This is a genomic window from Pantoea sp. CCBC3-3-1 (assembly GCF_007981265.1).
In the GTDB taxonomy this organism is placed as follows: domain Bacteria; phylum Pseudomonadota; class Gammaproteobacteria; order Enterobacterales; family Enterobacteriaceae; genus Erwinia.
The window spans coordinates 4777449-4803793 of sequence record NZ_CP034363.1 but is presented as its reverse complement, the minus strand read 5'-3'; the positions used below and the strand labels follow the sequence as shown (position 1 = coordinate 4803793).

Sequence of the window (26345 nt, the reverse complement as noted above, 5' to 3'; positions counted from 1 at the left end):
GGCCAATGACTAATCCTTTAATTATTAAACTCGGCGGCGTGTTGCTGGACAGCGAAGAAGCGCTGGAAAAGTTATTCAGCGCGCTGGTTGCCTGGCGCGAAGCGCACCAGCGTCCGCTGCTGATTGTGCATGGCGGCGGCTGCCTGGTTGATGAGCTGATGAGCAAACTCAGCCTGCCGGTGAAAAAGAAGAATGGCCTGCGTGTGACGCCAGCCGATCAGATTGACATTATTACCGGTGCGCTGGCGGGAACCGCCAACAAAACGCTGCTGGCGTGGGCTAAAAAACACGCTATCAACGCCGTTGGCCTCTGTCTGGGCGACGGTAACAGCGTCAATGTAGACGCTTTTGATGAAGAACTCGGCCATGTTGGCCTGGCCACGCCAGGTTCCCCGGTACTGATTAATACGTTGCTGACCGCCGGTTTCCTGCCGGTTATCAGCTCAATCGGTATCACCCAGGACGGCAAGCTAATGAACGTTAATGCCGATCAGGCTGCGACGGCCCTGGCCGCCACGCTGGGTGCCGATCTGATCCTGCTTTCTGACGTTAGCGGGATTCTGGACGGCAAAGGCCAGCGCATCGAAGAGATGACGGCGGCTAAAGCCGAACAGCTGATTGCGCAGGGCATTATTACCGACGGCATGATAGTGAAGGTCAATGCCGCCCTGGATGCTGCCCGCACGCTGGGTCGTCCGGTTGATATTGCCAGCTGGCGCCATGCGGAACAGCTGCCGACCCTTTTTAACGGCGTGTCGATTGGCACCCGGATCCTCGCTTAACAGATTCAAGGAAAAGACAATGCAAGATAAAAGCATCAAAAAAATCGTTCTGGCTTACTCCGGTGGTCTGGATACTTCCGCGATTATTCCGTGGCTGAAAGAGAACTACGGCGGCTGTGAAGTGGTCGCGTTTGTGGCGGATATCGGTCAGGAGCGTGGCGATCTGGAAGGTGTTGAGCAGAAAGCATTGCAGTCTGGCGCTTCAGAATGTCACGTTGTTGACCTGCGTGAAGAGTTTATCAGCGACTACGTTTATCCCGTGCTGCAAACCGGTGCGCTGTATGAAGGCACTTACCTGCTGGGCACCTCAATGGCGCGTCCAATCATTGCTAAAGCGCAGGTTGAGCTGGCGCTGAAGGTCGGCGCAGACGCGCTGTGCCACGGGGCAACCGGTAAAGGTAACGACCAGGTTCGTTTCGAAACAACCTACACCGCTTTGGCTCCACAGCTGAAAGTTGTTGCGCCATGGCGTGAGTGGAACCTGCGTTCCCGTGAAGCCCTGCTGGATTACCTGAAAGAGCGTAATATCCCGACTACCGCTTCTCTGGAAAAAATCTACAGCCGTGATGAAAACGCCTGGCATATTTCTACCGAAGGCGGCGTGCTGGAAAGCCCGTGGAATGCACCGAACAAAGATTGCTGGGTATGGACCGTTGATCCGCTGGAAGCGCCGGACCAGCCTGAGCAGGTTACTGTGGCCGTTGAGAAAGGCCGCGTTGTTGCCGTTAACGGCGAAGCATTAAGTCCGTTCCAGTGTCTGGAAAAACTGAACGTGCTGGGTGCCAAACATGGCGTGGGCCGTATCGATATCGTCGAAAACCGTCTGGTTGGCATCAAATCTCGCGGCTGCTACGAAACCCCTGGCGGCACCATTATGGTTAACGCGCTGCGTGCCGTTGAGCAGCTGGTTCTGGATCGTGACAGCTTCAAATGGCGTGAGCAGCTGGGCCACGAAATGTCTTATGTGGTTTACGACGGTCGCTGGTTTGCACCGCTGCGTAAATCAATCCAGGCTGCTGCCGAGTCACTGGCTGAAGAGGTGAATGGCGAAGTGGTGCTGCAACTCTACAAAGGTCAGGTAACGGCGATTCAGAAGAAATCCGCTAACAGCCTGTATTCAGAAGAGTTTGCTACCTTCGGCGAAGATGAAGTGTACGACCACAGCCACGCGGGCGGCTTTATCCGTCTGTTCTCGCTTTCTTCACGCATCCGCGCGCTGAACGAGAAGAAGTAAGTTTGTAAGGGCGGAGACGCTCCGCCCTTGATTAGAATGACTCAACGAATTTAATGGAGCACTGACATGGCACTTTGGGGTGGACGGTTTACTCAGGCAGCAGATCAACGTTTCAAACTATTTAATGACTCGCTGCGCTTTGACTATCGTCTGGCAGAGCAGGACATCGTCGGCTCCGTGGCCTGGTCCAAAGCCCTGGTGACGGTCAATGTTCTGACAGCAGATGAACAGCAGCAGCTGGAAGAAGCACTCAATGTGCTGCTGGAAGAAGTCCGCGCCAACCCGGAGCAGATTCTGCAAAGCGACGCTGAAGATATTCACAGCTACGTGGAAGGCCGCCTGATTGAGAAAGTCGGCGCGCTGGGCAAAAAGCTGCACACCGGCCGCAGCCGTAACGATCAGGTCGCTACCGACCTGAAACTGTGGTGTAAAGCACAGGTTAGCGAACTGCTTATCGCCACCCGTCAGCTACAGCAGGCGCTGGTCGCTACCGCAGAAGCGAATCAGGATGCGGTGATGCCGGGCTATACCCATTTACAACGCGCTCAGCCGGTGACGTTTGCCCACTGGTGTCTGGCCTACGTTGAAATGCTGGCGCGTGATGAAAGTCGCTTACAAGATACATTGAAGCGTCTGGACGTCAGCCCGCTGGGCTGCGGCGCACTGGCGGGAACAGCCTATGAAATCGATCGTGAGCAGCTGGCAGGCTGGTTAGGTTTTGCTTCCGCGACGCGCAACAGTCTGGATACGGTTTCTGACCGTGACCACGTGCTGGAGCTGTTATCCGATGCGTCTATCGGTATGGTGCACCTTTCCCGTTTCGCCGAAGATCTCATCTTCTTCAATACCGGCGAGTCGGGTTTTGTTGAGCTTTCAGACCGCGTGACGTCCGGTTCTTCCCTGATGCCACAGAAGAAAAACCCGGATGCGCTGGAGCTGATCCGTGGTAAGTGCGGCCGCGTACAGGGCGCGTTAACCGGCATGATGATGACGCTGAAAGGTCTGCCGCTGGCTTATAACAAAGACATGCAGGAAGACAAAGAAGGCCTGTTCGACGCGTTGGATACCTGGTCAGACTGCCTGCATATGGCCGCGCTGGTGCTGGATGGTATTCAGGTGAAACGTCCACGCTGTCAGGAAGCGGCGGAACAGGGCTATGCTAACGCCACCGAACTGGCTGATTATCTGGTCGCGAAGGGCGTGCCTTTCCGTGAAGCGCACCATATCGTGGGCGAAGTGGTCGTTGCGGCTATCGCGAAAGGCGTGGCGCTGGAAGCGCTGAAACTGAGTGAACTCCAGCAATACAGCAGCGTAATTGGCGACGATGTCTACCCGATTCTGTCGCTGCAATCCTGCCTGGACAAGCGTAATGCCAAAGGTGGCGTGTCGCCTCATCAGGTTGCTCTGGCGATTACCGACGCCAAAAACCGTTTGGTTTGATCGAAAAAAGGCGGCCATCCGGCCGCCAAACAAGTTTCGACTTATTATTGATTTTTTAGCACATAAGAGGATGGCAGCCGTGGCGCTGCCCGCCTGCTTAATAAGTTAAGCCGCGAAGAACTGCTCTAAATCATCACTACCGCCAATATGACGTCCACCGATAAAGACCTGTGGCACCGTCGCGCGGCCGGTTACGGCACGCAGGCTAACGGTCGTCGCATCCTGACCCAGCACAATCTCTTCGTACTGAATACCGCGATCCAGCAGCAGCTGTTTGGCTTTAGCGCAGAACGGACAGCCAGGCTTGGTGAACAGCGAAACGGATTCCTGCACCTTAAATTCTGGTGCCAGATAGCGCAGTATTGTATCCGCATCGGACACTTCAAACGGGTCGCCCGGCTTGTTCGGTTCTACAAACATTTTTTCCACCACGCCGTTACGTACCAGCATGGAATAACGCCATGAACGTGGACCAAAGCCCAGATCGGCCTTCTCTACCAGCATTTCCATACCACGGCTGAAATCGCCGTTACCATCTGGAATAAAGGTGATGTTTTCGGCGCGCTGATCGGCTTTCCAGGCGTTCATCACGAAGGTGTCGTTGACCGACACGCAAAGAATATTATCTACACCGTGTTTTTTGAAAACGTCAGACAGCTCGTTATAACGAGGCAGGTGGCTTGACGAACACGTTGGGGTAAATGCGCCCGGTAAAGAAAACACGATGACAGTTTTGTCTTTAAACAGCTCATCAGTCGTGACGTCTACCCAGCTGTCGCCCTGACGCGTATGAAAAGTGACCTGCGGGACTGACTTACCTTCCTGACTTGCAAACATAAACTACCTCTTGATTAGGGGTAAAAAGTGATTCGTTTCTCGAACGGGGGACATTATTACTATTCGAGCTTGATAGGGATAATCGTTGATTGCTATTCTATCTATCGCCACGAACTATCGTGGTTCGGAGGAATGAGATGAATATTCGTGATCTTGAATACCTGGTTGCGCTGGCTGAACACCGTCATTTTCGACGTGCAGCCGATGCCTGTCATGTTAGCCAGCCAACGCTGAGCGGCCAAATCCGTAAGCTGGAAGATGAGCTGGGCGTCATGCTGTTGGAGCGCACCAGCCGTAAAGTGCTGTTCACGCAGGCGGGTCTGCTGCTGGTGGACCAGGCGCGCACCGTGCTGCGTGAAGTGAAAGTGCTGAAAGAGATGGCCAGCCAGCAGGGTGAGGCAATGTCCGGGCCGTTACACATTGGGCTGATCCCAACAGTCGGGCCCTATTTGTTGCCGCAGATCATTCCTACGCTGCACCAGACTTTCCCTAAGCTTGAGATGTACCTGCATGAAGCTCAGACGCAACAGCTGCTGGCCCAGCTGGACAGCGGCAAGCTCGATTGCGCGATCCTTGCACTGGTTAAAGAGTCTGAGGCTTTTATCGAGGTGCCGTTGTTTGATGAGCCGATGAAGCTGGCGATCTATCAGGATCACCCATGGCATGACCGCGATCGTGTGCCGATGTCCGATCTTGCCGGCGAGAAGCTGCTGATGCTGGAAGATGGACACTGCCTGCGTGACCAGGCGATGGGCTTCTGCTTCCAGGCCGGTGCAGATGAAGATACCCACTTCCGCGCAACCAGTCTGGAAACGCTGCGCAATATGGTCGCGGCGGGCAGCGGGATCACTTTACTGCCTGCGTTGGCCGTGCCGAAAGAGCGCGTCCGTGATGGCGTTTGCTATCTGCCGTGCTACAAGCCGGAACCCCAGCGCACTATCGCGCTGGTTTACCGACCGGGATCGCCACTGCGCGGTCGCTATGAGCAGCTGGCAGAGGCAATCCGCGTCCATATGCAGGGCTATATGGGCTCAACGTTAAAACAGGCGGTTTAAGCCATTTAGCGCCGCCACACGGTAGGCTTCGGCCATCGTTGGATAGTTAAAGGTGGTATTTACGAAGTATTCGATCGTGTTGCCCCCGTTTTTCTGTTCCATGATGGCCTGACCGATATGAATGATCTCCGCCGCACGCTCACCAAAGCAATGGATCCCCAGGATCTCTTTGGTATCGCGGTGGAACAGGATCTTCAGGCTACCCACGTTCATCCCGACAATTTGCGCTCTTGCCAGATGTTTAAACTGCGCCCGACCCACTTCATAAGGCACTTTCAACGCGGTCAGCTGCTGTTCAGTTTTGCCCACGGAGCTGATTTCCGGAATGGTATAAATGCCGGTAGGAATATCCTCGATCAGATGCGCATTCGCTTCGCCTTTAATCAGCGCCTGTGCGGCAATACGGCCCTGGTCATAAGCAGCTGATGCCAGACTTGGATACCCGATGACATCGCCTACTGCATAGATGTGTGGCTGCGCGGTCTGATACATGCTGTTGACTTTCAACAGGCCACGACCATCCGCTTCCAGCCCAACGTTTTCCAGCCCCAGTGCATCAGTGTTACCGGTACGGCCATTCGCATACAGCAGGCAGTCCGCCTTCACTTTCTTACCGGATTTGAGATGCATGATCACGCCATCGCTGACCCCTTCAATCTTCTCAAACTCTTCGTTATGGCGAATAACCACGCCGCTGTTCCAGAAGTGATAAGAGAGCGAATCTGAGATCTCCTGATCGAGAAATGCCAGCAGATGGTCGCGGGTATTGATCAGGTCAACTTTTACGTTCAGTCCACGGAAAATCGACGCGTATTCACAGCCAATGACCCCTGCGCCATAAATAATGACGTGGCCCGGCTCATGATGCAGGTTAAGAATAGAATCGCTGTCATAAACGCGGGGATGGGTAAAATCGACATCGGCAGGGTGATAAGGTCTTGATCCGCAGGCAATCACAAACTTTTCAGCCGTCAGGCGCTCAGTGGTGCCATCGGGGCTGATAATTTCGATGGTATTCGCATCAACGAAGCGTGCATCACCCTGAAACAGTTCACAGCGGTTGCGCTCATAAAAGCCCTGACGCATGCGCGTTTGCTGGCTGATCACATTTTCCGTGTGGTTTAGAATATCGGCGAAGGAAGATCGCAGAAGGCGCGTATGATCGCTGTAAAGCGGATTCTGATTGAATTCGATAATGCGGCTGACGGCATGGCGAAGTGCTTTGGAGGGGATAGTTCCCCAATGCGTACAACCGCCGCCAATATTGTGATAGCGCTCGATTACCGCAATACGGGCGCCTTGTTTCACCAGGCCCATCGCTGCGCCTTCGCCGCCCGGGCCGGAACCAATCACAATGGCGTCGTAATCATAAGACTGTTGCATACCAATACGTCCCATTTTTTTATACAAATTTTCAACTTTATTCTAACATCTTGTGAGCCACTTCCCAATTCAGACCGCTTTTTTTGCCATTATTTGTCAAATCCAGAGTTAACAGGCGGTCACAAACTAGATGCCACTGTACGCTGAAATTTTTGATATAGTGCCAGCCTGGCAAGTAAAACAGGCACAAACATGGGCGTCAGAGCACAGCAAAAAGAACGGACGCGACGTTCGCTGATCGAAGCGGCATTTAGTCAATTAAGTGCTGAGCGAAGCTTTGCCAGTCTGAGCCTGAGAGAAGTTGCCCGGGAAGCGGGGATCGCGCCGACATCATTTTATCGTCACTTTCGTGATGTAGATGAGTTAGGACTCACAATGGTGGACGAAAGTGGTCTGATGCTGCGCCAGCTGATGCGCCAGGCGCGTCAGCGTATTGCCAAAGGCGGCAGCGTCATCCGTACCTCCGTTTCCACCTTTATGGAGTTTATCGGCAATAACCCTAATGCTTTCCGTCTGTTGCTGCGGGAGCGTTCTGGCACCTCAGCCGCTTTTCGTGCTGCGGTTGCCCGCGAAATCCAACATTTTATCGCCGAACTGGCGGATTACCTTGAGATTGAAAACCGGATGCCGCGCAGTTTTACTGAAGCGCAGGCGGAGGCGATGGTGATCATCGTCTTTAACGCCGGAGCAGAAGCGCTGGATATTGATTTCGAACAGCGCCGCCAGCTGGAAGAACGGCTGGTGTTGCAGCTACGGATGATTTCGAAAGGGGCTTATTACTGGTATCGACGTGAACAGGAGAGGCTGGCGGTCACGCTGGAATCCCATGATTGAAGGTGATTAGACATGAGTTTAGCGACTGGCCGGGACAAGGGTACGCTGCTGCTGGCATTTCTTACCGGGTTATCGATTAACGGATCGTTTACGGTATTATTCAGCTCTCTTGTGCCGTTTTCTGTTTTCCCGCTTATTGCACTGGGTCTTTCTGCCTGGTGTTTGCATCAACGCTATCTTAACCGCGCGATGCCGGACGGCATGCCTTCCATTGCCGCCGCATTTTTCCTGCTGGGAATTTTAGTGTACAGCGCAATTGTACGGGCAGAATATCCTGATATCGGCTCGAACTTTGTGCAGACTATATTGATGGTTGCGTTGGTATTCTGGATTGGCCTGAAGCTGCGCTCACGCAGAGGCGGGTAAAAATAAGGGCGACCTGATGTCGCCCTTTATTCTGTTAACGTCGCGTAAGCAGAACGCCGCATTCCATATGATGCGTGTAGGGGAACTGGTCAAACAGCGCCAGACGCGATACATCATGCGTTTCTGACAGCGTCGCCAGGTTGTCGCACAGGGTTTCCGGGTTGCAGGAGATATAAAGAATGCGCGGATATGCCTGCACCATTTTCACCGTCTCTTCATCCAGACCGCTGCGCGGTGGATCGACAAAAATCGTTTCGCACTGATAGCTGCTGAGATCGATGCCTTCCAGACGATTAAACGTTCGGGTGCCGTTCATCGCCTGGGTAAACTCTTCGGCCGCCATGCGGATAATTTGCACGTTCCCGATATTGTTAACCGCAATATTGTATTGCGCCGAAGCCACCGATGGCTTGGCAATCTCTGTCGCCAATACGCGGTTGAAATTGCGCGCCAGCGCTAAAGAAAAGTTACCGTTACCGCAGTACAGCTCCAGCAAATCCCCGCTGGACCCTTTTGTGACGTTCAGCGCCCACTCCAGCATCTGAATATTCATGGCGGCATTTGGCTGGGTAAAGCTATTTTCTACCTGACGGTAAACAATCTCTTTGCCCGCCACCGGCAGGCATTCGTCAACGTAGTCGCGATCCAGACAGATTTTCGTTTTGGTGGCGCGGCCAATCAAATGCAGGTCAAAGCCCTGAGCGCGTAGCTCATCACGCAGCGCAACGGCAGCCTGCTGCCACTCGTCTGTCAGCGCACGGTGATAAAGCATCGACACCACAATCTGATTGCTCATTGTCGAAAGATAGTCGATTTGGAACAGCTTAAAACGCAGGGCGCGATTGTCGCGAATGGCGTCCATCAGCTTTGGCATCAGGCTGTTGATTAACTCGCTGGCCGCGGGGAAGCTGTCAACGCGAATACGCTGGCGAGTCTGCTGGTCAAAAATAATGTGGTAAAGGTCGTCGCCATCGTGCCAGATCCGGAACTCAGCCCGCATACGATAGTGGCTGACTGGCGAGCGAAACACTTCGACGTCCATCGTCGTAAAAGGGGTCATCAGCGTTTGCAAACGGACGACTTTCTCCTCCAGTTGGGCATCATATTGTTCGATCGGCAGCTGTTCGGGGGTCATGGTCTTTCCTGGGTTAAAGGGCCTTCAAAGCCCTGCGATTGTAGGCATCCGTCACTCAATGTCCAGCGTTGTGCTCGACAGGCCGGTTTTGCCTGTTGAGATGCCTGGATTTCTATGATTTTTGAACATAAGATGCGAACCCGGCCTTGCAATAAGTTAAAAGGGAATCCAGTACCAAGCTGGAGCTGACGCGCAGCGGTGTGGAATGTCGTGGTGGATGTCAGACACTGTCTTTTGATGGGAAGTCTTCACCATTTAATGATTCCGAGCCCGAAGACCTGCCGGGGTAACGTCGCACTTCTTACGATCATCGCGTGCTATCGATCGTCTGCTGCGGCATCCTGCAAGACTTTTTGGATGCTAGTCATAATGATAACTAAACCTAAGCTGTTGGCATTTAGCGCAACGGCAATCTCTCTCTGGGCGCAAAACGGCTTTGCACAAAATAGTGAAACGCTGGTGACCACCGCTAACCGTTTCGCTCAACCCGTCTCTTCCGTGCTGGCACCCACGACTGTTGTCACTCGCGAAGAGATCGACCGCTGGCAGTCAAAAAGCGTGGCTGACGTGATGCGTCGTTTACCGGGTGTGAATATCGCTCAGACCGGTGGTCTGGGTCAGCAAACCTCACTGTTTATTCGCGGCAGCAATGCCAGCCATGTGCTGGTGCTGATTGATGGTATCCGTCTGAACCAGGCCGGTATCAGCGGCTCTTCCGATCTCAGCCAAATTCCGATTTCACTGGTACAGCGTATTGAGTACGTCCGTGGTGCGCGTTCGGCGGTATATGGTTCCGATGCGATTGGTGGCGTGGTTAACATTATTACCGGACGCGATAAGCCGGGTACGACGCTAACGGCAGGGATGGGATCTAATGGCTATCAAAGCTATGACGGTTCTACTCAGCAGATGCTGGGTAAAGATACGCGCGTCACTCTGGCGGGTAACTATACCTATACGCACGGCTTTGACGCCGTTGCTAACCTGCCAGATGTCTACGGTGATGCCGCTCAGAAAGATCGCGACGGATTTATGAGTAAGACGCTCTACGGTATGATTGAGCATCAGTTTAATGATGAGTTTAGCGGTTTTGTTCGCGGTTATGGCTACGACAACCGCACTGCTTATGACAGCACGCCGAGTTTCTCTGTGCCCGGAGCGCTGGTCGACACTCGTCAGCTCTACAGCCAGACCTGGGATACCGGCCTGCGTTTCAATCGTGACATCTACTCTACTCAGCTGATTGCCAGCTACAGCCATACGAAAGATTATAACTATGATCCCCGCCTGGGCCGCTATGCCGATCCGGCGACGCTGGATGATGTAGAACAATCCAATCTGCAATGGGGTAATACTGTTGCGCTGGGTAACGGTACGGTCAGCGCTGGCGTTGACTGGCAAAAGCAGACCTCTGAACCGAATACCAATTACGTCAGTGAAGGCCAGCAGCAGCACAATACGGGTATTTATGCCACTGCGCAGCAGAAACTGGGTGAGGTGACGCTGGAAGGCGCGGTGCGTGGAGACGATAACAATACTTTTGGCTGGCACAATACCTGGCAGACCAGCGCATCCTGGGAATTCGTTGACGGTTACAGCGTGTTCGCTTCTTACGGTACTGCCTTTAAAGCGCCTAACCTGAGCCAGGTATATAGTGCGACTTATGGCAACCGCGATCTCGACCCGGAAAAAAGTAAACAGTGGGAAGGGGGCTTTGAAGGGCTGAGCGGCCCGGTTAACTGGCGCCTTTCAGGTTACCGTAACGACATTGATGATTTAATCGACAGCGATCCAACAACTTACCGTTATTACAATATCAGTAAAGCGCGTATTAAAGGCGTTGAAGCAACCGCCTCATTTGAAACCGGGCCGGTAAGCCATACCGTTTCTTACGATTACCTTGATCCGCGAAATGCTAACACTAACGAAATTCTGGTACGTCGCGCGAAGCAGCAGGTCAAATACCAGTTGGATTACAGGGTCTACGATTTTGACTGGTCGCTCAGCTATCAGTATCTCGGTGAGCGCTACGATAAAGATTACAACTCTTCTTATACTACGCGCACCGTTAAGCTTGGCGGCGTAAGCCTGTGGGATCTCGCGGTTTCGTATCCGGTCACATCCCAGCTAACCGTTCGTGGTAGAATTGCCAACCTGTTCGATAAAGATTACGAGACAGTTTATGGCTATCAAACTCCAGGACGAGAGTACTACCTCAGCGGCAGCTACACCTTCTAAAGAACGCCCCACCGTGCTGGTTTTTGACTCCGGCGTTGGTGGGCTTTCTGTCTATGATGAAATCCGGCAGCTGCTGCCGGATCTGCACTATATCTACACCTTCGATAATGTCGCCTTTCCTTATGGTGAGAAAACAGAAGAATTCATTGTTGAACGTGTAGTAGCGATTGTGACTGCGGTAAGCCATCGTTATCCGTTGGCGCTGGTCGTTATTGCCTGTAACTCTGCCAGTACAGTTACTCTCCCTGCATTACGTGAGCGTTTTAACTTCCCCGTTGTCGGCGTTGTTCCTGCTATTAAACCTGCCGCACGTTTGACACGTAACGGTATTGTCGGGCTACTGGCGACCCGTGGCACCGTAAAGCGTCCTTATACTCACGAGCTGGTGGCGAGATTCGCCCGCGAATGTAAAACAGAAATGTTGGGCTCGGCTGAACTGGTAGAACTGGCAGAAGCCAAATTACAGGGCCAACCTGTTCCACTGGAAGAGGTGAAACGGATTCTACAGCCCTGGCTTCGCATGAAAGAGCCTCCTGATACCGTGGTGCTCGGCTGTACCCACTTCCCTTTGTTAAACGAAGAGCTGCAACAGGTCTTGCCAGAAGGCACCCGTTTGGTGGATTCCGGGGCGGCAATTGCACGAAGAACGGCCTGGCTGCTGGAGCATGAGTCTCCGGTAGCCACTTCTACAGAAAGTAATATCGCTTTTTGTCTTGAAAGAACTGAACAAACAGTACAATTAATGCCCGTTTTACAGCGTTATGGCTTCGAAAGGCTGGAAAAATTGCCTCTTTGAGTCGTTTTTGAGTAAAAAAACAGCGGTTGAAAAGTTTTTTGCAATTAGGGGTTGTCAGCCTCCAGAAAATCCCTATACTGCGCCTCCACTGACACGGAACAACGACTTACAGGTCGCCGGGTCAGGAAGAGAAAAGTGAGAAAATCCTTGACTCTTCAGCGGGAAAGCGTAATATCTGCACCCCGCGCCACAGAGAATATGTGGCACTGCTCTTTAACAATTTATCAGACAATCTGTGTGGGCACTCGCAGGATTGATATCAAGACACCTTCGGGTGTCAAAAAATATCAAGTCTTAAGAGTGAACACATAATGAAAATTCATTATGACGTTTTACACTTGAGCATCGCTGCACTTGTTGCAGCAAATCGAACTTTTAATTGAAGAGTTTGATCATGGCTCAGATTGAACGCTGGCGGCAGGCCTAACACATGCAAGTCGAACGGTAGCACAGAGGAGCTTGCTCCTTGGGTGACGAGTGGCGGACGGGTGAGTAATGTCTGGGGATCTGCCTGACAGAGGGGGATAACTACTGGAAACGGTAGCTAATACCGCATAACCTCGCAAGAGCAAAGAGGGGGACCTTCGGGCCTCTCGCTGTCAGATGAACCCAGATGGGATTAGCTAGTAGGTGGGGTAATGGCTCACCTAGGCGACGATCCCTAGCTGGTCTGAGAGGATGACCAGCCACACTGGAACTGAGACACGGTCCAGACTCCTACGGGAGGCAGCAGTGGGGAATATTGCACAATGGGCGCAAGCCTGATGCAGCCATGCCGCGTGTATGAAGAAGGCCTTCGGGTTGTAAAGTACTTTCAGCGGGGAGGAAGGTGTTGAGGTTAATAACCTCAGCAATTGACGTTACCCGCAGAAGAAGCACCGGCTAACTCCGTGCCAGCAGCCGCGGTAATACGGAGGGTGCAAGCGTTAATCGGAATTACTGGGCGTAAAGCGCACGCAGGCGGTCTGTCAAGTCAGATGTGAAATCCCCGGGCTTAACCTGGGAACTGCATTTGAAACTGGCAGGCTAGAGTCTTGTAGAGGGGGGTAGAATTCCAGGTGTAGCGGTGAAATGCGTAGAGATCTGGAGGAATACCGGTGGCGAAGGCGGCCCCCTGGACAAAGACTGACGCTCAGGTGCGAAAGCGTGGGGAGCAAACAGGATTAGATACCCTGGTAGTCCACGCCGTAAACGATGTCGACTTGGAGGTTGTTCCCTTGAGGAGTGGCTTCCGGAGCTAACGCGTTAAGTCGACCGCCTGGGGAGTACGGCCGCAAGGTTAAAACTCAAATGAATTGACGGGGGCCCGCACAAGCGGTGGAGCATGTGGTTTAATTCGATGCAACGCGAAGAACCTTACCTACTCTTGACATCCACGGAATTTGGCAGAGATGCCTTAGTGCCTTCGGGAACCGTGAGACAGGTGCTGCATGGCTGTCGTCAGCTCGTGTTGTGAAATGTTGGGTTAAGTCCCGCAACGAGCGCAACCCTTATCCTTTGTTGCCAGCACGTAATGGTGGGAACTCAAAGGAGACTGCCGGTGATAAACCGGAGGAAGGTGGGGATGACGTCAAGTCATCATGGCCCTTACGAGTAGGGCTACACACGTGCTACAATGGCGCATACAAAGAGAAGCGACCTCGCGAGAGCAAGCGGACCTCATAAAGTGCGTCGTAGTCCGGATCGGAGTCTGCAACTCGACTCCGTGAAGTCGGAATCGCTAGTAATCGTGGATCAGAATGCCACGGTGAATACGTTCCCGGGCCTTGTACACACCGCCCGTCACACCATGGGAGTGGGTTGCAAAAGAAGTAGGTAGCTTAACCTTCGGGAGGGCGCTTACCACTTTGTGATTCATGACTGGGGTGAAGTCGTAACAAGGTAACCGTAGGGGAACCTGCGGTTGGATCACCTCCTTACCTGAAGATACTTTCCCGCGTAGTGCTCACACAGATTGTCTGATAGAAAAGTAACGAGCAGAAAAAACCTCTACAGGCTTGTAGCTCAGGTGGTTAGAGCGCACCCCTGATAAGGGTGAGGTCGGTGGTTCAAGTCCACTCAGGCCTACCAAATTTCATCTCATGCTGCGTTATGTGTTCGGTCGTTTATAAGCATAAACTTCCCTCTCACATGCCTTGCCTGAGAAGAAATTAACATGTTCACGAAAGTGGAAATGTGACTCCTGGTGAGTGGTAGTAGATGGTCTCTGCAGTAACTGTATGGGGCTATAGCTCAGCTGGGAGAGCGCCTGCCTTGCACGCAGGAGGTCAGCGGTTCGATCCCGCTTAGCTCCACCATGCAGTTTACTGAACTATCTCAAAACTGATTTTACCGTAAGGTGAGTCACGTTTGAGATATTTGCTCTTTAACAATCCGGAACAAGCTGAAAATTGAAACGACACGTCGTGTTTATCCTCCGTAATAAGGATAAACAAAACGATGTGTTCGAGTCTCTCAAATGCTTACAACAGCAGTGTCTTTCGGGACGCTTGTGGGTTGTGAGGTTAAGTGACTAAGCGTACACGGTGGATGCCCTGGCAGTCAGAGGCGATGAAGGGCGTGCTAATCTGCGATAAGCGTCGGTAAGGTGATATGAACCGCAACAACCGACGATACCCGAATGGGGAAACCCGGTGCACTACGGTGCATCATCGCAACATGAATACATAGTGTTGCGAGGCGAACCTGGGGAACTGAAACATCTAAGTACCCAGAGGAAAAGAAATCAACCGAGATTCCCCCAGTAGCGGCGAGCGAACGGGGAACAGCCCAGAACCTGAATCAGTTTGTGCATTAGTGGAAGCGTCTGGAAAGTCGCAGGGTACAGGGTGATACTCCCGTACACAAAAATGCACTTACTGTGAGTTCGATGAGTAGGGCGGGACACGTGATATCCTGTCTGAATATGGGGGGACCATCCTCCAAGGCTAAATACTCCTGACTGACCGATAGTGAACCAGTACCGTGAGGGAAAGGCGAAAAGAACCCCGGCGAGGGGAGTGAAACAGAACCTGAAACCGTGTACGTACAAGCAGTGGGAGCCTACTTGTTGGGTGACTGCGTACCTTTTGTATAATGGGTCAGCGACTTATATTCTGTAGCAAGGTTAACCGTATAGGGGAGCCGCAGGGAAACCGAGTCTTAACTGGGCGTTAAGTTGCAGGGTATAGACCCGAAACCCGGTGATCTAGCCATGGGCAGGTTGAAGGTTGGGTAACACTAACTGGAGGACCGAACCGACTAATGTTGAAAAATTAGCGGATGACTTGTGGCTGGGGGTGAAAGGCCAATCAAACCGGGAGATAGCTGGTTCTCCCCGAAAGCTATTTAGGTAGCGCCTCGTGAACTCATCTTCGGGGGTAGAGCACTGTTTCGGCTAGGGGGCCATCCCGGCTTACCAACCCGATGCAAACTGCGAATACCGAAGAATGTTATCACGGGAGACACACGGCGGGTGCTAACGTCCGTCGTGAAGAGGGAAACAACCCAGACCGCCAGCTAAGGTCCCAAAGTCATGGTTAAGTGGGAAACGATGTGGGAAGGCACAGACAGCCAGGATGTTGGCTTAGAAGCAGCCATCATTTAAAGAAAGCGTAATAGCTCACTGGTCGAGTCGGCCTGCGCGGAAGATGTAACGGGGCTAAACCATGCACCGAAGCTGCGGCAGCGACGCTTATGCGTTGTTGGGTAGGGGAGCGTTCTGTAAGCCGTCGAAGGTGGACTGTGAGGTCTGCTGGAGGTATCAGAAGTGCGAATGCTGACATAAGTAACGATAAAGCGGGTGAAAAGCCCGCTCGCCGGAAGACCAAGGGTTCCTGTCCAACGTTAATCGGGGCAGGGTGAGTCGACCCCTAAGGCGAGGCCGAAAGGCGTAGTCGATGGGAAACAGGTTAATATTCCTGTACTCGGTGTTACTGCGAAGGGGGGACGGAGAAGGCTATGTTGGCCGGGCGACGGTTGTCCCGGTTTAAGCGTGTAGGCTTGAGTTCCAGGCAAATCCGGAACTCTTTAAGGCTGAGGCGTGATGACGAGGCACTACGGTGCTGAAGTAACAAATGCCCTGCTTCCAGGAAAAGCCTCTAAGCATCAGGTAACACAGAATCGTACCCCAAACCGACACAGGTGGTCAGGTAGAGAATACCAAGGCGCTTGAGAGAACTCGGGTGAAGGAACTAGGCAAAATGGTGCCGTAACTTCGGGAGAAGGCACGCTGGCGCGTAGGTGAAGGGACTTGCTCCCGGAGCTGAAGCCAGTCGAAGATACCAGCTGGCTGCAACTGTTTATTAAAAACACAGCACTGTGCAAACACGAAAGTGGACGTATACGGTGTGACGCCTGCCCGGTGCCGGAAGGTTAATTGATGGGGTTATCCGCAAGGAGAAGCTCTTGATCGAAGCCCCGGTAAACGGCGGCCGTAACTATAACGGTCCTAAGGTAGCGAAATTCCTTGTCGGGTAAGTTCCGACCTGCACGAATGGCGTAATGATGGCCAGGCTGTCTCCACCCGAGACTCAGTGAAATTGAACTCGCTGTGAAGATGCAGTGTACCCGCGGCAAGACGGAAAGACCCCGTGAACCTTTACTACAGCTTGACACTGAACATTGAGCCTTGATGTGTAGGATAGGTGGGAGGCTTTGAAGCGTGGACGCCAGTCTGCGTGGAGCCAACCTTGAAATACCACCCTTTAACGTTTGATGTTCTAACCTGGCGCCGTAATCCGGCGTGGGGACAGTGTCTGGTGGGTAGTTTGACTGGGGCGGTCTCCTCCCAAAGAGTAACGGAGGAGCACGAAGGTCAGCTAATCACGGTCGGACATCGTGAGGTTAGTGCAATGGCATAAGCTGGCTTGACTGCGAGAGTGACGGCTCGAGCAGGTGCGAAAGCAGGTCATAGTGATCCGGTGGTTCTGAATGGAAGGGCCATCGCTCAACGGATAAAAGGTACTCCGGGGATAACAGGCTGATACCGCCCAAGAGTTCATATCGACGGCGGTGTTTGGCACCTCGATGTCGGCTCATCACATCCTGGGGCTGAAGTAGGTCCCAAGGGTACGGCTGTTCGCCGTTTAAAGTGGTACGCGAGCTGGGTTTAGAACGTCGTGAGACAGTTCGGTCCCTATCTGCCGTGGGCGCTGGAGAATTGAGAGGGGTTGCTCCTAGTACGAGAGGACCGGAGTGAACGCACCGCTGGTGTTCGGGTTGTCATGCCAATGGCACTGCCCGGTAGCTAAGTGCGGAAAAGATAAGCGCTGAAAGCATCTAAGCGCGAAACTTGCCTCGAGATGAGTTCTCCCTGTGGCTTTAAGCCACCTGAAGGGACGTTGAAGACTACGACGTTGATAGGCCGGGTGTGTAAGCGCAGCGATGCGTTGAGCTAACCGGTACTAATGACCCGTGAGGCTTAACCTTACAACGCCAGAAGCGTTCTGGTAGCGTTGAGAGACGCAAAGATTTTCAGCTTGAACCGGATAAATTTGCGCGGCCTTTATGGCGGCGTGAATAACAGAATTTGCCTGGCGGCTTTAGCGCGGTGGTCCCACCTGACCCCATGCCGAACTCAGAAGTGAAACGCCGTAGCGCCGATGGTAGTGTGGGGTCTCCCCATGCGAGAGTAGGGAACTGCCAGGCATCAAATTAGACCAATTATGTGGTCATGACCTTCCAGTGACTTGGAAAGGGCGAAATACCTGATATCAGAAGCAACATTCTGAGTTCAGTACCGAATCGGTGGAGCGGTAGTTCAGTTGGTTAGAATACCTGCCTGTCACGCAGGGGGTCGCGGGTTCGAGCCCCGTCCGTTCCGCCACCCTTTTAGGGGCGTAGTTCAATTGGTAGAGCACCGGTCTCCAAAACCGGGTGTTGGGAGTTCGAGTCTCTCCGCCCCTGCCATTTAAAATAATCCTTTGCTTCGGCAAAGGATTTTTTTTGTCCTTAAAATACCTTTCTCCCTCGATTTTCCTCTTTTTTTTCCAGTTCTGACCAGAAAATGGCCAGCCGACTGACCATTTTTTATCTTAAATGCTCACAATCAAGACGTATTAACCGGGAATTTCAGCAGCTGGCGTATATGATTTTGCTGATCGCTGTTCTGTAACCAGACACCGTATAACGGACGCATAGCGACAGGCGTATCAGGAATAACCAGCAAATCAGGATATTCGCTGTGCCAGATGTCGGGCAAAAAGGCACAGGCACCCGTGGTATGCAGCAACTGGCGGGTAAGGTGCGCCGAAGTTGTAGTTAATACAGGTACATCGTCAGCCCCCGCAAGATAGCTTTCGTGCTGATGAAAATCGGCTCCCCATTCCAGTTTGATGTAATCATATTTCTCGCGTTTATCTGATTTTCGCGAACGGTACAGCGTTAATGAAATATGCCCAATTTGCTGGCTGGTTAACTCATCCATCTTAGGGGCTTCGGTGGTAATCAGGAGATCCAGCTGGCGTTCATGTAATTGTTTAACCAGCAAATGACGCTGAGCGACACGGGCCTCCAGATGGAGATTCTCACGGCTTTCATACAGCGTCTGTAGCCATGGTGTGAGGTAAGCCTCCCAGAGTGATGCACTGGCTCCGATTGACAGTTCGTGGTGCTGCTGAGTGTGCGATACCTCTTTTTTCGCCATCATCCATGTACTCATCAGGCTTTCAGCATAGGGTAATAACCGTTCTCCTGCAGACGTTAGCCTGATGTTATTACGATGTCGGGTGAACAAATTTACGCCCAGCTGATTTTCGAGCTGCCTGATGCGAAAACTGACGGCTGATTGCGTGAGATAGAGCGCTTCAGCAGCACGTCCGAAGTGGCGCGTTCTACTCACCTCCAGAAAGGTCTTCAATAATTCCGTATCCACATCCATCTCCTAAAAAACATTTGTCGTTATGATTTAAATGTTTTGTTTTACACTCTGTCAAGCCTATCTAATACTCCGCGCCATAAATAGCACGGCCATAAAAGAGTTAGGAGCGTGTAAAATGGCGGAAAGCTTCGCAACAACGAATCGTTTTTTTGATAACAAACATTACCCACGCGGTTTCTCCCGTCACGGTGATTTCACCATCAAAGAAGCTCAACTTCTTGAGCGTTATGGTTACGCTTTCAATGAGCTTGATTTGGCAAAGCGTGAGCCTGTGACAGAAGAAGAGCGTCTGTTTCTTGAAGTGTGCCGCGGTGTGCGCGAGCCACAGACAGAAGCCGAGCGGGTGTGGTCGAAGTATATGACACGTATCAAGCGTCCTAAACGTTTTCATACCCTTTCTGGCGGCAAGCCGCAGATGGAAGGTGTGGAAGACTATTCGGATAGCGATGATTAAAAATAAAGGGGCTCAGGCCCCTTTTTCCTTTAATTTTAAATGCTTTAAGTCCCTCACGCACTATTCCTGCTTCTAATCCAAACTCTTCAGTAAATTAATCAGCAATCTGTCGATCCCTCTATAGCTTAGCGCTTCATTCAGATGGATGCGTTGTACGTTCTCCACGCCCGCCAAATCAGCAATAGTTCGGGCAACTTTCAGGATACGTTGCCATGCGCGTACGGAGAGTCCAAGATGGTTGAGCACATCTTCGAGCCATTGCGCATCTTCCCTCTCTATCTCACAGTAGCATCGGATCTCTTTTGGTCCCAGAGCGCCGTTAATCATGCCTGCTCGTTTCAGTTGAACCTCGCGGGCTGCCAAAACGCGTTGCCGGACGGTTGCGCTGGACTCACTTTCCTTACGCTTACCGCTCAGCGTACCGGAGGGAAGAAGAGGCACTTCAAGCGACAGGTCAAAGCGGTCGAGGAAAGGGCCAGAGAGACGGCTGAGGTAGCGTAGTGTCTGCTGAGGCGTACTACGACTATGCGACCCGCTATGGTGTCCAGTCGGGCTGGGATTCATCGCCGCAACCAGTTGAAAGCAGGCGGGATAAGTGATTTTAGCCCGTGCGCGTGACAGACTGATTTTTCCTGATTCAATAGGTTCTCTCAGCGCATCCAGGGTTTTACGTGCAAATTCAGGAAGCTCATCCAGAAATAACACGCCATTATGAGCCAGAGAAATTTCACCGGGTTTTGGTATGGCTCCACCGCCGACCAGAGCATAGCTCGACGAGGTGTGGTGAGGTGCCCTGAACGGGCGCTGGCGCCATTGCTGATGCAGCAGAGGGGAACTGACCAGGCTGGCTATAGCGGCGCTTTCCAGAGCTTCACGATCGTTAAGAGGCGGAAGCAAGCCATTTAGCCGATTAGCTAACATTGTTTTACCCGTACCTGGCGGGCCGATCAACAATAAATTATGGCCTCCAGCCGCAGTGATTTCTAATGCTCTTTTCGCCTGCTGTTGTCCAATAATTTCATTAAGATCGCCTGAAGAAGCGGGAGGCTGATCCAGATGGCAATATGCAACTTCCAACGGCGACTGGCCATTAAGAAAGGCGCAGACCTCAAGCAGATTGGCCGCAACAAGACTTTGCCCATGATGAATTAATCCAGCATCCTGATGATTGTCCGTAGAAAGAATAAGTTGCCGCTGGTCAGCGATCGCGGCCATTGCTGCGGGAATGGCGCCCTGTACGCTCCGTAGCGCACCCGTCAGGGCCAGCTCCCCCAGAAACTCATACTGCATTAATTTATCTGCTGATATCTGCTCTGAGGCGGCGAGAATGGCAATGGCAATCGGTAAATCGTACCGGCCTCCCTCTTTAGGCAGGTCGGCGGGAGCCAGATTCACGGTAATACGCTTTGCCGGAAACGTGAATCCACAATTGATCATTGCGCTACGTACACGTTCACGAGCCTCTTTTACCGTGGTTTCAGGCAACCCGACCAGCGTTAGCGCAGGTAATCCGTTGCTAAGATGGACCTCTACCGACACCAGTGGGGCTTCAACGCCTATGGCAGCGCGGGTATATATGACTGATAGCGACATACGTTCTCCTTATACCCCTACATTCTGGATATCACTGGCAGGCAATACGACGCTTTCATTTTCGTTATGAGGGATCGCTCCAGGCAAATATTACAGTAATGAAAATGTTGCAAGAGGTGAGGAAGCTGCGCCGAAAAAAGGAATATTCAGCTAAGACTCATTGCGACGCGTGAGTAATGAATTTATTTCATTATTTGTCTTAATGACTGAATACACGCTGTTTTTTTAATTATCTCGCGCTGCGTCATAAAATTAAATGATGAAAAAAGTTGAACGTTAGCAGCTAACTGTGATAACTCTGTAGGCATTACTTCGAACAAGTGAAATTGCCGAATCATTATGAAAGCCCTTCTACGAGTCCTACGCCTTGTCATTATTAACGTCGTCGTGATTATTATCACGCCGTGCGGGGCTACGCTCGGAGGAAGAAAGGCTTAAAAATCAAGCCTGATTTCGAAAGAACCCCCGCACCGAAAGGTCCGGGGTTTTTTTTTTGGCGAACTATTAACGACAGAGGAACAGAAGATGAACAGTAGAATAAAATGCTGTTGTTCCCAGCGAGAGGCGGGGAAATAACTATGAATGGTGCACAGTGGGTGGTTCAGGCGTTGCGTGGGCAGGGTGTCGAAACAGTTTTCGGCTATCCGGGAGGGGCGATAATGCCCGTCTATGATGCTCTCTATGACGGAGGCGTAGAACACCTACTGTGTCGTCATGAACAAGGCGCTGCAATGGCGGCCATTGGTTACGCCCGCGCGACCGGGAAAGTGGGCGTTTGCATCGCCACATCCGGGCCTGGCGCCACTAACCTGATTACCGGACTGGCTGATGCAATGATGGATTCTGTGCCGGTTGTTGCTATTACCGGTCAGGTTGCCGGTGGATTGATCGGCACTGACGCTTTCCAGGAAATCGATGTATTAGGCTTATCACTGGCCTGCACCAAACATAGTTTCCTGGTCACTTCGCTGGAAGAATTACCCGTGGTGATGGCCGAAGCCTTTGCTATCGCCTGCTCTGGTCGTCCGGGGCCAGTATTGATTGATATTCCGAAAGACATCCAGTTAGCCAGCGGCGAGTTCACTGCACATCTGACACCGGTTGAGGATGAAGCCGATCATCCTCATGAGGCGCTACAACAGGCTCGCGCCATGCTGGCTAAGGCTCAGAAACCCGTATTGTACATCGGCGGCGGTGTAGGGATGGCGAACGCCGTTCCCGCCCTGCGCGCCTTTGCTAAAGAAACCGGTATTCCAACGGTAGCCACCCTGAAAGGACTGGGGACGCCAGACGCTCAGGATCCTTGTTATCTGGGGATGCTGGGAATGCACGGCACTAAAGCAGCAAACTTTGCTGTCCAGCAATGTGACTTACTGATTGCTGTAGGCGCCCGTTTTGACGACCGCGTGACCGGCAAACTTGATACCTTTGCGCCGAACGCCAGCGTTATCCACATGGACATCGATCCGGCAGAGCTGCACAAACTGCGTCAGGCCCATGTGGCGCTGCGTGGCGACCTTAACAAAATGCTGCCTGATTTATACCAACCGGTTGAGATTGGTGAATGGCGTGCGCATGTGCAGGCGCTGAAAACCGGGCATAGCTGGCGTTACGATCATCCGGGTGAGGCAATTTATGCGCCGCTGTTTTTGAAGCAGCTGTCCGATAAAAAACCTGACAGTGCGGTTGTCACTACCGACGTAGGCCAGCATCAGATGTGGACCGCACAGCATATGGCCTTCAGTCGCCCGGAAAATTTCATTACCTCCAGCGGTTTGGGAACGATGGGATTCGGTCTGCCAGCAGCCGTTGGCGCTCAGGTTGCCAGACCTGACGATACCGTTATCTGCGTATCCGGCGACGGTTCTTTCATGATGAACGTGCAGGAGCTGGGAACAATCAAACGTAAACAGCTGCCGGTTAAAATCGTGCTGCTGGATAACCAGCGTTTAGGCATGGTTCGCCAGTGGCAGCAGCTGTTCTTTTCTGAGCGCTACAGTGAAACCAATCTCTCCGACAACCCCGATTTTTTAATGCTTGCCAGGGCATTCGATATTCCCGGCCAGCGCATCACCCGTAAAGACCAGGTCGACGCCGCATTAGACGCTTTGCTACAGAGTGAAGGGCCCTACATGCTTCACGTCGCTATCGACGAACTTGAAAACGTCTGGCCGCTGGTACCGCCAGGTGCCAGTAATGAAAATATGATGGAGAAAACATCATGATGCAGCACCACCTGTCTATTGAGGCGCGTCTGCGTCCTGAAATTCTGGAACGTATCCTGCGCGTGGTTCGTCACCGTGGTTTTCAGGTCTGCGCCATGAATATGGCGACGGGCGATAATAACGACAATATTAATATTGAAATGACCGTTGCCAGCCAGCGTTCAGTCGATTTACTGTCAACACAGTTATGCAAGCTGATGGATGTAGCCAGCGTTAACATCCAGCACCAGACAACACAACAAATCCGCGCCTGAGCGCGAAAGGAAACAAGAATGACGAAGAAAGCTGACTTTATCTGGTTCAATGGCGAGATGGTTAAGTGGGAAGACGCGAAGGTTAGCGTGATGTCTCACGCACTGCATTACGGTACGTCTGTCTTTGAAGGCGTCCGCTGCTACGACTCGCACAAAGGCCCGGTAGTCTTCCGCCATCGTGAACATATGCAGCGTCTGCACGACTCCGCAAAAATCTATCGTTTCCCGGTCAGCCAGAGCGTGGATGAACTGATGGAAGCCTGCCGTGAAGTGCTGCGCGTGAACAAACTGCAAAGCGCTTACATCCGTCCCCTGGTCTTCGTGGGCGATGTCGGTCTGGGCGTGAACCCACCGGATGGCTACAGCACTGACGTGATTATTGCTGCCTTCCCATGGGGCGCTTATCTGGGTGCTGAAGCGCTGGAGCAGGGTATTGACGCGATGGTTTCTTCATGGAACCGCGTTGCGCCAAACACTCTGCCAACTGCGGCGAAGGCCGGTGGTAACTACCTTTCTTCTCTGCTGGTGGGCAGCGAAGCTCGCCGTCACGGCTATCAGGAAGGCATTGCGCTGGATACTCAGGGCTACATCTCTGAAGGCGCGGGTGAAAACCTGTTCGAAGTGAAAGACGGCATTCTGTTCACGCCGCCGTTTACCTCTTCTGCACTGCCTGGCATTACGCGTGACGCCATCATCAAGCTGGCAAAAGATATGGGTATTGAAGTTCGCGAGCAGGTACTGTCCCGTGAATCCCTGTACCTGGCCGATGAGATCTTCATGTCCGGCACCGCCGCTGAAATCACCCCGGTGCGTAGCGTCGACGGCATCCAGGTCGGCGAAGGTAAGCGCGGTCCTGTGACGGCCCGCATCCAGTCCGCATTCTTTGGCCTGTTCACTGGCGAGACCGAAGACAAGTGGGGCTGGTTAGATCCGGTAAACGCATAATAATGACATTACACGGGCGTCGTTTGACGCCCGTGCACTATCTGATTCTGGAGTATGAGCATGCCTAAGTTACGTTCCGCTACCACCACTCATGGCCGTAATATGGCCGGTGCCCGTGCCTTGTGGCGCGCCACCGGCATGACCGATGATGATTTCGGTAAGCCGATTATTGCCGTAGTTAACTCCTTTACGCAGTTCGTGCCGGGTCACGTCCATCTGCGTGATTTAGGGAAACTGGTTGCCGAGCAGATTGAAGCCTCTGGCGGCGTCGCTAAAGAGTTCAACACCATTGCCGTTGATGATGGTATTGCGATGGGACATGGCGGCATGCTGTACTCCCTGCCTTCTCGTGAACTGATTGCCGATTCCGTAGAATACATGGTGAACGCCCACTGCGCCGATGCCATGGTCTGTATCTCTAACTGCGACAAAATCACCCCGGGCATGCTGATGGCATCTCTGCGGCTGAATATTCCGGTGATCTTTGTTTCCGGCGGCCCGATGGAAGCCGGTAAAACCAAGCTTTCCGACAAAATTATCAAACTGGATTTGGTCGATGCGATGATCCAGGGGGCTAACCCGAACGTTAGCGATGCTGACAGCGAACAAATCGAGCGTTCTGCCTGCCCGACCTGTGGCTCCTGTTCCGGTATGTTTACCGCCAACTCAATGAACTGCCTGACCGAAGCGCTGGGTCTGTCTCAGCCGGGTAACGGCTCGCTGCTGGCAACGCACGCCGATCGTAAAGAGCTGTTCCTGAACGCCGGTAAACGTATCGTTAACCTGGCCAAACGCTACTATGAGCAGGACGACGAAAGCGCGCTACCACGCAGCATTGCCAGCAAAGCAGCGTTTGAGAACGCAATGACGCTGGATATCGCCATGGGCGGCTCTACCAATACCGTTCTGCATTTGTTGGCGGCGGCGCTGGAAGGCGAAATAGATTTTAATATGTCTGACATTGACCGCCTGTCACGCAAAGTACCGCACTTGTGCAAAGTGGCACCAAGCACCCCGAAATACCATATGGAAGACGTGCACCGTGCTGGTGGCGTATTAGGCATCCTTGGCGAGCTGAGCCGGGCAGGCCTGATGAATAACGATGTCCGCAACGTGCTGGGCCTGAGTCTGCAAGAGACGCTGGATCAATACGACATCATGCTGACCAAAGACGAAGCGGTGAAAAAAATGTTCCGCGCCGGTCCGGCCGGGATTCGTACTACCCAGGCATTCTCGCAGGACACCCGTTGGGATACGCTGGATGACGACCGCCAGAATGGCTGCATCCGTTCCCGTGAATTTGCCTTCAGTCAGGATGGCGGCCTTGCCGTGCTGTACGGCAACATCGCTGAAGATGGCTGTATCGTTAAAACGGCGGGCGTGGAGAAAGAAATTCATACTTTCCGTGGTCCGGCGAAAGTCTACGAGAGCCAGGATGATGCGGTAGCGGCAATCCTGGGCGGCAAAGTCGTCGCTGGCGACGTGGTGGTTATTCGCTATGAAGGGCCAAAAGGTGGCCCGGGCATGCAGGAAATGCTCTATCCAACCACCTATCTGAAATCAATGGGACTGGGCAAGAGCTGCGCGCTGATCACCGATGGTCGTTTCTCGGGCGGGACCTCTGGTCTGTCTATCGGCCACGCATCACCGGAAGCGGCCAGCGGCGGCACCATCGCGCTGGTGAAAGATGGCGATATGATTGATATCGATATTCCTAATCGCGGTATCAAGCTGGACGTGCCGGATAACGAACTCCATGCGCGTCGTGAAGAAGAAGAGGCGCGTGGTGCTGCGGCTTATACGCCTCACGGTCGCGAGCGTCAGGTCTCCTTCGCACTGCGTGCCTATGCATTACTGGCAACCAGCGCGGATAAAGGCGCCGTGCGTGACAAGAGTAAGCTGGGAGGCTAACTGA

Annotated in this window: 19 protein-coding genes, 4 tRNA genes, 3 rRNA genes and 1 riboswitch; of the genes, 21 read left to right on the top strand and 5 right to left on the bottom strand. The window is 52.7% G+C overall.

Annotated elements, in window-relative coordinates:
• Window positions 1-5: 5 nt before the first annotated feature.
• The 3 genes from argB (at window position 6) to argH (ending at window position 3456) form a co-directional block, all read left to right on the top strand.
• Window positions 6-782 (top strand): acetylglutamate kinase, encoded by a 777-nt coding sequence (gene argB / locus EHV07_RS22510; RefSeq protein WP_147200306.1) that lies wholly within the window; start codon window positions 6-8, stop codon window positions 780-782.
• A gap of 19 nt (window positions 783-801) precedes the next feature.
• The gene (locus EHV07_RS22505) at window positions 802-2016 is read left to right on the top strand and encodes an argininosuccinate synthase (protein ID WP_147200305.1); all 1215 of its coding nucleotides are present in this window, start codon (window positions 802-804) and stop codon (window positions 2014-2016) included.
• Between the two features lie 66 nt (window positions 2017-2082).
• Window positions 2083-3456, top strand: a complete 1374-nt coding sequence (argH, locus tag EHV07_RS22500; RefSeq protein ID WP_147200304.1) for an argininosuccinate lyase — start codon at window positions 2083-2085, stop codon at window positions 3454-3456.
• A gap of 105 nt (window positions 3457-3561) precedes the next feature.
• Here argH and EHV07_RS22495 read toward each other — a convergent pair whose 3' ends face one another.
• The gene (locus tag EHV07_RS22495) at window positions 3562-4293 is read right to left on the bottom strand and encodes a glutathione peroxidase (RefSeq protein ID WP_147200303.1); all 732 of its coding nucleotides are present in this window, start codon (window positions 4291-4293) and stop codon (window positions 3562-3564) included.
• Between the two features lie 137 nt (window positions 4294-4430).
• Between EHV07_RS22495 and oxyR the strand changes: the two genes are divergently transcribed.
• Entirely contained in the window at window positions 4431-5348 is a 918-nt protein-coding gene (gene oxyR / locus EHV07_RS22490) for a DNA-binding transcriptional regulator OxyR (RefSeq protein ID WP_147200302.1), read from the top strand.
• Here the strand turns inward: oxyR and sthA are convergent.
• Entirely contained in the window at window positions 5331-6731 is a 1401-nt protein-coding gene (gene sthA / locus EHV07_RS22485; protein ID WP_147200301.1) for a Si-specific NAD(P)(+) transhydrogenase, read from the bottom strand. The two genes, oxyR and sthA, sit on opposite strands and share 18 nt — an antisense overlap.
• Window positions 6732-6923: 192 nt before the next feature.
• Here sthA and fabR point away from each other — a divergent pair, with 192 nt between their 5' ends.
• On the top strand, window positions 6924-7565 hold the full coding sequence (gene fabR, locus EHV07_RS22480) for an HTH-type transcriptional repressor FabR (protein WP_147200300.1): 642 nt from the start codon (window positions 6924-6926) through the stop codon (window positions 7563-7565).
• 12 nt (window positions 7566-7577) lie between these two features.
• A complete protein-coding gene (locus EHV07_RS22475; RefSeq protein ID WP_147200299.1) occupies window positions 7578-7931 on the top strand; it encodes a YijD family membrane protein in 354 nt (117 codons plus the stop codon).
• 34 nt (window positions 7932-7965) lie between these two features.
• Here EHV07_RS22475 and trmA read toward each other — a convergent pair whose 3' ends face one another.
• The gene (gene trmA, locus EHV07_RS22470) at window positions 7966-9066 is read right to left on the bottom strand and encodes a tRNA (uridine(54)-C5)-methyltransferase TrmA (RefSeq protein ID WP_147200298.1); all 1101 of its coding nucleotides are present in this window, start codon (window positions 9064-9066) and stop codon (window positions 7966-7968) included.
• A gap of 124 nt (window positions 9067-9190) precedes the next feature.
• Window positions 9191-9367: riboswitch (cobalamin riboswitch) on the top strand.
• Between the two features lie 68 nt (window positions 9368-9435).
• On the opposite strand from trmA, the gene btuB reads away from it, so the two are divergent.
• The 9 genes from btuB (at window position 9436) to EHV07_RS22425 (ending at window position 17989) form a co-directional block, all read left to right on the top strand.
• Entirely contained in the window at window positions 9436-11304 is a 1869-nt protein-coding gene (gene btuB / locus EHV07_RS22465; RefSeq protein ID WP_147200297.1) for a TonB-dependent vitamin B12 receptor BtuB, read from the top strand.
• A complete protein-coding gene (gene murI / locus EHV07_RS22460) occupies window positions 11249-12100 on the top strand; it encodes a glutamate racemase (protein WP_147200296.1) in 852 nt (283 codons plus the stop codon). The genes btuB and murI overlap by 56 nt, the downstream gene beginning before the upstream one ends.
• Before the next feature lie 376 nt (window positions 12101-12476).
• Window positions 12477-14019 (top strand): 16S ribosomal RNA (locus tag EHV07_RS22455).
• A gap of 74 nt (window positions 14020-14093) precedes the next feature.
• Window positions 14094-14170: transfer RNA gene (locus EHV07_RS22450), tRNA-Ile, on the top strand.
• A 151-nt stretch (window positions 14171-14321) separates the two neighbouring features.
• Window positions 14322-14397: transfer RNA gene (locus EHV07_RS22445), tRNA-Ala, on the top strand.
• Window positions 14398-14602: 205 nt separating this feature from the next.
• Window positions 14603-17509 (top strand): 23S ribosomal RNA (locus tag EHV07_RS22440).
• Window positions 17510-17612: 103 nt separating this feature from the next.
• Window positions 17613-17728 (top strand): 5S ribosomal RNA (gene rrf / locus EHV07_RS22435).
• Together the 16S, 23S and 5S rRNA genes with 4 tRNA genes alongside form the textbook arrangement of a ribosomal RNA operon.
• A gap of 101 nt (window positions 17729-17829) precedes the next feature.
• Window positions 17830-17906, top strand: a tRNA-Asp gene (locus EHV07_RS22430).
• 7 nt (window positions 17907-17913) lie between these two features.
• A tRNA-Trp gene (locus EHV07_RS22425) sits at window positions 17914-17989 on the top strand.
• Between the two features lie 139 nt (window positions 17990-18128).
• Here the strand turns inward: EHV07_RS22425 and hdfR are convergent.
• Window positions 18129-18953: an HTH-type transcriptional regulator HdfR gene (gene hdfR / locus EHV07_RS22420; RefSeq protein ID WP_147200295.1), complete on the bottom strand. Its 825-nt coding sequence runs from the start codon at window positions 18951-18953 to the stop codon at window positions 18129-18131.
• Window positions 18954-19074: 121 nt separating this feature from the next.
• Here hdfR and EHV07_RS22415 point away from each other — a divergent pair, with 121 nt between their 5' ends.
• Window positions 19075-19413, top strand: coding sequence for a DUF413 domain-containing protein (locus EHV07_RS22415; RefSeq protein ID WP_147200294.1), 339 nt, complete (start codon window positions 19075-19077; stop codon window positions 19411-19413).
• A 72-nt stretch (window positions 19414-19485) separates the two neighbouring features.
• Here EHV07_RS22415 and EHV07_RS22410 read toward each other — a convergent pair whose 3' ends face one another.
• On the bottom strand, window positions 19486-21006 hold the full coding sequence (locus tag EHV07_RS22410; protein WP_147200293.1) for a YifB family Mg chelatase-like AAA ATPase: 1521 nt from the start codon (window positions 21004-21006) through the stop codon (window positions 19486-19488).
• A gap of 339 nt (window positions 21007-21345) precedes the next feature.
• Here EHV07_RS22410 and EHV07_RS22405 point away from each other — a divergent pair, with 339 nt between their 5' ends.
• The 5 genes from EHV07_RS22405 to ilvD all read left to right on the top strand — a co-directional run bounded on the left by EHV07_RS22405 (window position 21346) and on the right by ilvD (window position 26341).
• Complete coding sequence (locus EHV07_RS22405) at window positions 21346-21444, top strand: IlvGEDA operon leader peptide (protein ID WP_147200292.1); 99 nt, start codon at window positions 21346-21348, stop codon at window positions 21442-21444.
• Between the two features lie 140 nt (window positions 21445-21584).
• Entirely contained in the window at window positions 21585-23231 is a 1647-nt protein-coding gene (gene ilvG, locus EHV07_RS22400) for an acetolactate synthase 2 catalytic subunit (protein WP_147200291.1), read from the top strand.
• A complete protein-coding gene (ilvM, locus tag EHV07_RS22395) occupies window positions 23228-23485 on the top strand; it encodes an acetolactate synthase 2 small subunit (RefSeq protein WP_147200290.1) in 258 nt (85 codons plus the stop codon). The genes ilvG and ilvM overlap by 4 nt, the downstream gene beginning before the upstream one ends.
• 18 nt (window positions 23486-23503) lie before the next feature.
• Window positions 23504-24430, top strand: coding sequence for a branched-chain amino acid transaminase (locus EHV07_RS22390; RefSeq protein WP_147200289.1), 927 nt, complete (start codon window positions 23504-23506; stop codon window positions 24428-24430).
• Between the two features lie 60 nt (window positions 24431-24490).
• Window positions 24491-26341 carry a dihydroxy-acid dehydratase gene (gene ilvD, locus EHV07_RS22385; RefSeq protein ID WP_147200288.1) on the top strand — a complete coding sequence of 617 codons (1851 nt, stop codon included), beginning with the start codon at window positions 24491-24493 and terminating at the stop codon, window positions 26339-26341.
• Window positions 26342-26345: the final 4 nt, after the last annotated feature.

Coding starts and splice junctions, on each gene's coding strand:
- EHV07_RS22410 (WP_147200293.1), bottom strand. CDS start 21,006: ATGTCGCTATCAGTCATATATACCCGCGCTGCCATAGGCGTTGAAGCC.
- EHV07_RS22495 (WP_147200303.1), bottom strand. CDS start 4,293: ATGTTTGCAAGTCAGGAAGGTAAGTCAGTCCCGCAGGTCACTTTTCAT.
- ilvG (WP_147200291.1), top strand. CDS start 21,585: ATGAATGGTGCACAGTGGGTGGTTCAGGCGTTGCGTGGGCAGGGTGTC.
- EHV07_RS22405 (WP_147200292.1), top strand. CDS start 21,346: ATGAAAGCCCTTCTACGAGTCCTACGCCTTGTCATTATTAACGTCGTC.
- ilvM (WP_147200290.1), top strand. CDS start 23,228: ATGATGCAGCACCACCTGTCTATTGAGGCGCGTCTGCGTCCTGAAATT.
- murI (WP_147200296.1), top strand. CDS start 11,249: ATGGCTATCAAACTCCAGGACGAGAGTACTACCTCAGCGGCAGCTACA.
- fabR (WP_147200300.1), top strand. CDS start 6,924: ATGGGCGTCAGAGCACAGCAAAAAGAACGGACGCGACGTTCGCTGATC.
- argB (WP_147200306.1), top strand. CDS start 6: ATGACTAATCCTTTAATTATTAAACTCGGCGGCGTGTTGCTGGACAGC.
- oxyR (WP_147200302.1), top strand. CDS start 4,431: ATGAATATTCGTGATCTTGAATACCTGGTTGCGCTGGCTGAACACCGT.
- btuB (WP_147200297.1), top strand. CDS start 9,436: ATGATAACTAAACCTAAGCTGTTGGCATTTAGCGCAACGGCAATCTCT.
- EHV07_RS22390 (WP_147200289.1), top strand. CDS start 23,504: ATGACGAAGAAAGCTGACTTTATCTGGTTCAATGGCGAGATGGTTAAG.
- argH (WP_147200304.1), top strand. CDS start 2,083: ATGGCACTTTGGGGTGGACGGTTTACTCAGGCAGCAGATCAACGTTTC.
- EHV07_RS22505 (WP_147200305.1), top strand. CDS start 802: ATGCAAGATAAAAGCATCAAAAAAATCGTTCTGGCTTACTCCGGTGGT.
- sthA (WP_147200301.1), bottom strand. CDS start 6,731: ATGCAACAGTCTTATGATTACGACGCCATTGTGATTGGTTCCGGCCCG.
- EHV07_RS22475 (WP_147200299.1), top strand. CDS start 7,578: ATGAGTTTAGCGACTGGCCGGGACAAGGGTACGCTGCTGCTGGCATTT.
- trmA (WP_147200298.1), bottom strand. CDS start 9,066: ATGACCCCCGAACAGCTGCCGATCGAACAATATGATGCCCAACTGGAG.
- EHV07_RS22415 (WP_147200294.1), top strand. CDS start 19,075: ATGGCGGAAAGCTTCGCAACAACGAATCGTTTTTTTGATAACAAACAT.
- ilvD (WP_147200288.1), top strand. CDS start 24,491: ATGCCTAAGTTACGTTCCGCTACCACCACTCATGGCCGTAATATGGCC.